At 46.7% G+C, this 6,275-nt stretch carries 6 protein-coding genes and 1 other RNA gene; all 7 read right to left on the reverse strand.

Features of this window, described 5'->3' with window-relative positions; genetic code table 11:
* Positions 1–485: 485 nt before the first annotated feature.
* Positions 486–749 carry a pro-sigmaK processing inhibitor BofA family protein gene (locus KJS69_RS29225; RefSeq protein WP_213587758.1) on the reverse strand — a complete coding sequence of 88 codons (264 nt, stop codon included), beginning with the start codon at positions 747–749 and terminating at the stop codon, positions 486–488.
* Entirely contained in the window at positions 749–1,015 is a 267-nt protein-coding gene (locus tag KJS69_RS29230) for a DUF2508 family protein (RefSeq protein WP_213587760.1), read from the reverse strand. The genes KJS69_RS29225 and KJS69_RS29230 overlap by 1 nt, the downstream gene beginning before the upstream one ends.
* Positions 1,016–1,212: 197 nt before the next feature.
* Positions 1,213–1,812, reverse strand: coding sequence for a recombination mediator RecR (gene recR / locus KJS69_RS29235; RefSeq protein ID WP_213587762.1), 600 nt, complete (start codon positions 1,810–1,812; stop codon positions 1,213–1,215).
* A 45-nt stretch (positions 1,813–1,857) separates the two neighbouring features.
* Positions 1,858–2,169 (reverse strand): YbaB/EbfC family nucleoid-associated protein, encoded by a 312-nt coding sequence (locus KJS69_RS29240; RefSeq protein ID WP_213587764.1) that lies wholly within the window; start codon positions 2,167–2,169, stop codon positions 1,858–1,860.
* Between the two features lie 14 nt (positions 2,170–2,183).
* Positions 2,184–3,923: a DNA polymerase III subunit gamma/tau gene (dnaX, locus tag KJS69_RS29245; protein ID WP_213587766.1), complete on the reverse strand. Its 1,740-nt coding sequence runs from the start codon at positions 3,921–3,923 to the stop codon at positions 2,184–2,186.
* 275 nt (positions 3,924–4,198) lie between these two features.
* Positions 4,199–5,635, reverse strand: a complete 1,437-nt coding sequence (locus KJS69_RS29250) for an ATP-binding protein (protein ID WP_249730769.1) — start codon at positions 5,633–5,635, stop codon at positions 4,199–4,201.
* Between the two features lie 196 nt (positions 5,636–5,831).
* Positions 5,832–6,098: signal recognition particle sRNA large type (ffs, locus tag KJS69_RS29255), an RNA gene on the reverse strand.
* Positions 6,099–6,275: the final 177 nt, after the last annotated feature.

Genomic DNA, 6,275 nt, shown 5'->3' on the forward strand with positions numbered 1-6,275 from the left:
TCGTCCTGAGCCAGGATCAAACTCTCCGTAAAAGTTCCCCATGACAATGACCTAAGTCCCGTCACGGAAGCTCATTTATTGAAGAGCGATTAGCTCATTCGTTCGTTCATTAACGGTTCTGCTCACGATCCGAAGACCGTTTCGCACTGGCTTCATTCATTCACTCGTTGTTCAGTTTTCAAAGGGCAATGCTGCTTGATGTTGCGTCAACAAGCTCACTACAAAGTAGCTTGTCTAGCCTCTCTATCAATGCCGCACCCTTAAGCGCGACTTTCATAATATAGCACGCTTTCGAATCAATAGTCAATAGTTTTTTTTGGAAATTTATTCACTTCCCAAAACCTTCATTTACTACTGGATTTCGAAGTGCCTTGATTGAGGTGTAGTAGCTTAACAAAATACAGAATAACGGATGCCTTCCAAGTTTATCTCGCATCAGCAAGATCAATGTTGGTGTGTAATTGCACAGCAAGTCACCACTCCAACTATAACCAGACCAGCTTAATCGCTGCCAGCATCCCTACACCGGGGATTCCAAGTACTGTAACGGCCGCAATGGTAGCAGGGTTGATCGGAAGTCTGAACCCGTAATATCCGCCTATCCAATTAACGGCATAGAGCACAATTCCAGCCACCACCACATGAACTCCTAGCCGAACCAACCATTGAATGGAGCCTTTGTTTCTTAATATAACGATTATAAGTAACGTAAGAGAAAGGACAAGAACTCCCCATAACCATAAATGCATTAGATGACCTCCCTCTCAAAATAAATAAAAGCCGGGCCCCACTCATATTGCTTCGCCTTTCTCAGAAGCATCTCATATTTTTTCTCAGCAGCCATTAAATCATAAATAGCACAATCCACTTCGTCCGGCTTAACTACCCATTCCAATCTGTGAACTGCATTCGCCCACTCCATCTGCGATTTTCGCAACTCTTCTATAATCGCCAGCTTGTCCTGATTCTGTATTAAGGCTTTCCCATCCGCTTTCCTACGCCGAAACCATTTCATTTCACTACTCCCCCTAGAAGTTGGTTCGTCCTTCTATAATGAATATGGTGTTCGGGAATGGATTTAGAACATTTTTACCTAACTGCCGCAGAAACAATTATTAAACCCGAGAAGCAGAAGCCCCTCGGGTCAAAGTCGTCTAATATTAAATCTCTACAGCCATTCATGCCGCGGTAATCGATTAGCGCCCTATTCAATCAGGTCAGTTCTCTTCTTCCTTCTAAAGCTTTAGTCAGTGTAACCTCATCTGCATACTCCAAATCGCCGCCGACAGGCAACCCATGAGCGATCCGGGTTACTCGAATGCCGAAGGGCTTCACAAGACGCGACAAATACATGGCTGTCGCCTCTCCCTCAATGTTCGGATTAGTAGCAAGAATCATTTCCTGAACACGCTCATCGCTCAGCCTCTTGACCAGTTCCGCTATGTGAATCTCATCAGGCCCTATTCCTTCCATAGGTGAAATAGCACCATGGAGCACATGATAATAGCCGTTAAATTCTCTGGTCCTCTCCATGGCCACCAAGTCTTTAGGCTCCTGAACCACACAGATTATCGAGAAGTCTCTGCTCTTGTCCTGACAAATACGGCAGGGATCGACATCCGTAATATTACAGCACACCGAACAGTAATGCAGGTTTCGTTTGACATTAACCAACGCCTTGGCAAAGTCAATCGCATCCTCCTCCTTCATCTGGAGAATATAAAATGCGAGTCGGCTCGCCGTCTTGGGACCAATGCCTGGAAGCTTTGAGAACGAATCGATTAATTTAGCCAAAGGTTCGGGATAATACAAAAGGCTATCTCCTTTTTCCAGTCTTTTATTTCCAGGTCCACGTTTTTAGAATAGACCCGGAATTTTCATACCGGACGTAAATTTACCCATATCTTTGTTAGCCAGTTCTTCGGCTTGATTTAAAGCGTCGTTAACCGCTGTAAGCACGAGGTCCTGGAGCATTTCCACATCATCGGGATCAACGGCTTCAGGCTTGATGACGATGTTGGTTATTTTCTTCTGGCCGGTAACCGTTACTGTAACGACCCCGCCTCCCGCTGTTCCTTCCACCGTTTTATTAGCCAATTCCTCTTGAGCCTTCAGCATTTGCTCCTGCATTTTTTTAACCTGCTTCATCATCTGATTCATATTGTTCATGCTCGATCTACTCCTTATTCCTTTTTTATTTTAACTAAATCTTCCCCAAATAACTGGATGGCCTCATCGATCCATGGTTGCTGCTGAGCCTTGGCCTGCTCAGGCTCCAGCGTCATTTCCTCAGCCGATTCCGGCTCCTCCTCCAAAGCTTCCTTCCATTCCTTGTTCATGACGGCGGCAAGCTGGATCGGATGCCCTAGAACCTGCTGCATCACCTGCTCAATAAGCTGTTTATTGGCAGGCTTCTCGGTCGTCTCCCGATGCATCGCGCTCTTGAAAGCGAGAAGCAGCGTATCATCCGCCAACGACACCGGCTCTCCATCCACTAGCCAGGCATGAACGGTAATTTTTTGCTCTTTAACTTGAGCCAGAATCTGACTCCATTTGGATAACGCCTGCTTGAATAATGGAGCCTCCTGCTGCCGCACGAATGGATCCAGCTTAATCGACGACTTCCGGATCGTTCCCCCGCTTCTTTTGACGCCAAAGGTGCCTGCAGCGGGTGCGGCTGCCTGAGGCGAAGCGACTGCCTGGGGAGAAGCGGAAAGCTTGGAAAGTGCATGCTCCAGCTGCTCCACCTTCCGCTTGAGCACGGACCAATCCTCTCCTTGTGAATTCCTGGCTGAGGATGCCTGCTCCGCAGGTTGTGCGAGCTCTTGTTCCGCCACGGCAGGGTGGCATAATTTCATTATCGCAATTTCAAATAGAATCTGAGGCTGGGATGAATATTTCATCTCCCCATGATAGCGATTCAACACTTCAATTGCAGCAAACAGCTCTTCCCGGCTAAAGGAGGCGGCGGTCTGTGAGAACTTGGCCGGGTCCAGGATTCGCTCGGTCGAAGTGGATGAGTCCGGAACCATCTTGATCAGCAGTAAGTCCCGGAAATAATGCATCAGGCTTTCCACACATTTATCCGGGCTTTTTCCACCTTGCAGAAGTTCGTCAACCAGTTGCAGAGCTCCACCTATTTGACGATTACGAATCATCTCTGACAGCTTCTCAAAATGGTCGGCCGCCACCCCTCCGGTCATCGCTACGACATCGTCATAAGTGACCTTCCCCCCTGAAAAAGAGGCAATCTGGTCCAGAAGGCTAAGAGCATCGCGCATCCCTCCCTGGGACAAGCGAGCAATGTACTGGAGTGCTTCATGCTGTACGTCGACATTCTCCTGGCGGCAGACATAGTCCAGCCTGGATACTTGCTCTTCCAGCGGGACCCGACGAAAATCGAAGCGTTGACAGCGGGAAATAATGGTAGCCGGAATTTTGTGGGGCTCTGTCGTGGCCAAAATAAACATGACGTGCCCAGGAGGCTCCTCCAGCGTCTTCAACAAAGCATTGAACGCTTCGGTAGTCAGCATATGGACCTCATCAATGATGTAAACCTTCTGGCGGACCTCCGTCGGCGCGAACTTGACCTTATCCCGAATGTCCCGAATTTCCTCCACCCCGCGATTGGAGGCGGCATCAATCTCAACGACATCCATGATGGCTCCTTCGGTAATCCTTCGACAAGCGTCACATTCATTACACGGTTCCGCAGCAGGCCCTTGCTCACAGTTTACTGCCTTGGCTAATATTTTGGCTGCACTGGTTTTCCCGGTACCTCGGGGCCCGCTGAATAAATAAGCATGAGTCAGTCGGTTCTCCCTAAGGGAATTTTGCAATGTTTGTACAATATGCTGTTGTCCGACAACGTCTTTAAAAAACTGCGGACGCCATGTCCGGTAAAGCGCAATGTGTTGTGTCATTTAGACCTCTCCAATAATTCCTTGCATAGAATTACTTTCCCTATTATACAATACTGTACGTCCTCATTGAAGCGCGCAGCAGGATTCTCTCCTGTCGCCGTAAAAAATTCATTTTCAATCAAGCGCTTTTATTGGATGGCGCTCTTGGAAGCATCTTTCTTCCTTCCCCTTGGGCTATAATGTTGTACCGGATGCAGGCATGCTAAAAAATTCATCGGACAGCCCTAGAAGTCCATACAAAATTGGCAAAGCAGCCTTCGAAAAATAAAGGCTGCTCAAGGAAAAGGCATGCTTACCGTAAATGTGGTGCCAAATCCTTTGGAGGCGACTCGAATAGTTCCTCCTATATCGTGAACAATCCGTTGGCAGACGGATAGTCCAAGCCCCGTACCATTTTCTTTCGTCGTGAAAAAAGGGTCGAATATTTTATCAATGACAAAATTCGGAATTCCTGGTCCCGTATCGTGAATATCTATATGTACCCTTCGCTCCTCATAATCTACCTTCTCCGTAACCGTCAATGTCCCTCCGTCCAGCATAACCTCTATTCCATTCTTGCAAAGGTTTAGAAACACCTGTTTCAACAGCTCACCATCCGCAATGACTACAGGCAGATCGGAGACCGTCTCGTATTGGACACTGACTCCATGGAGCAGAGCCTCATTGCTAATAATCGGCAAAATCTCTCTCATCACCATTTTGATATTCACAGGGTGGTAGGTTACATTCTTGGGTTTGCTCAACAATAAAAATTCACTGACCAGCTCGTTGATCCGGTTAATCTCCGTCAGCATAATATCGGTGTAATCTTGTTCCTTGACCATTCCCTTTTCTATAAACGTATTTTTGAGTACTTGCATGAAACCTTTTATCGAAGTCAAGGGATTGCGGATTTCATGAGCTGTCCCCGCGGCAATTTGTCCGATCATCGCCAGCCGATCACTGCGTTGAACCTGTTCTTCCAGCGAGCGCAAATTGGTTACATCTTTAAAAATAACATAGGCCCCGACCGTTCTCCCATCATCATCCTTCAGCACATTCGAATCCAATAAAAGCTCATACCGCTCTTGATTGTTAGTCCACGAGACCGCATGATTGCGAACGACGACCCCGTTCAGTATCTCCGGTTGCACCAATCGATGATGAGGAGGTACGGAAGCGAAAACCTCCTCGCATGATTTGTTCATGATCTGCTTCTTGTCCAAACCTAACAATCGACAAGCCATGTCACTGATATCCACGATACGGAATCGCATATCAATGAGAATGACCCCTAAGTTAATATCTTCCATAAAAGTACCGGCAAACTTCTGAAGGACAGATGGCTCTTCTGCCCAGATTTCCTTATCCATGTGTAAGGCAAAGTATTTACTCCCGGTTTCTTCCGACTGCAGCGGCAGGATCGAATAGCGTCTTCTCATTGTTACTCCTTGACGGTTTTGAAAGCTTAGACTAGGAGCTGATCCATTATGAGATACCGCTTCCAAATATTGTTGATGAAGGTGGCTTAGGGATGGGACCCCGAGTTCATGTATCGACATACCTTTGATTTCTTCCAAGGAACATCCCATTTCGTCAAGAAAGGCAAGGCTACAGTTGACTACCTTCTCCCCGTCGTTAACAATGATAACACTCTGTGATAAGCAAGCATGAATGTAGTCGTCCAAATGTTCGATCGAGAGCAGACAACGGCCTTTATCTACAGAAGACAACTGCTTACCTCCTATACTCTTGAAAGTAATGGAATGGTATCTCTCTACATAAGTCTGCATACTCTGTTGCAGTTTACATGTATTAACATTCGATCCGACGCTTCAAATTCCTTCCAGAAAAACGAAAAAAACACTTCAACCCGGCAATTCCGGAATGAAATGTTAGTTGCGTCTTACTATTAAGGAATGGATTAAACCGTGCACCTGCTATCGATCGTTGCGATCCAAGCGGAACGAATATCGTTAGCTCAGGTTAGGTAACCCTTCAACACATGAAACATCTTGCTTACGGCTGCTTTCTTCCGAACCTGACCGAGTTCACAAGCTTTCATTGCGAAGGACCCGACCGTCAACACTACGTGTATCCGTCAGACCTTACACCGACAAGACCTCTAGCAGGAATTCAACCCTGCTGCAGCGGATTGCAGGTTATAGGGCACCGCTACCTCCCCGTCTAGCACGGCATGAATAAGTATAGCGGATTAAAGCGCAAATATCAACTCTCGGTTTTTGGAGTGTTATTGTGCTGTGATAATGTCATCCCATAACTGTTCTGAGATAATGTCACTATGGGACAGGAGAAGATTACATTGAGCAGAGCAGAACTGAAGAAGATCTATGTGGTGGAGAAAATTATCGA

Origin of the sequence: Paenibacillus sp. J2TS4 (assembly GCF_018403245.1) — a bacterium.
GTDB lineage: Bacteria > Bacillota > Bacilli > Paenibacillales > NBRC-103111 > Paenibacillus_L.

Coding starts and splice junctions, on each gene's coding strand:
- KJS69_RS29225 (WP_213587758.1), bottom strand. CDS start 749: ATGCATTTATGGTTATGGGGAGTTCTTGTCCTTTCTCTTACGTTACTT.
- KJS69_RS29230 (WP_213587760.1), bottom strand. CDS start 1,015: ATGAAATGGTTTCGGCGTAGGAAAGCGGATGGGAAAGCCTTAATACAG.
- KJS69_RS29240 (WP_213587764.1), bottom strand. CDS start 2,169: ATGAACAATATGAATCAGATGATGAAGCAGGTTAAAAAAATGCAGGAG.
- dnaX (WP_213587766.1), bottom strand. CDS start 3,923: ATGACACAACACATTGCGCTTTACCGGACATGGCGTCCGCAGTTTTTT.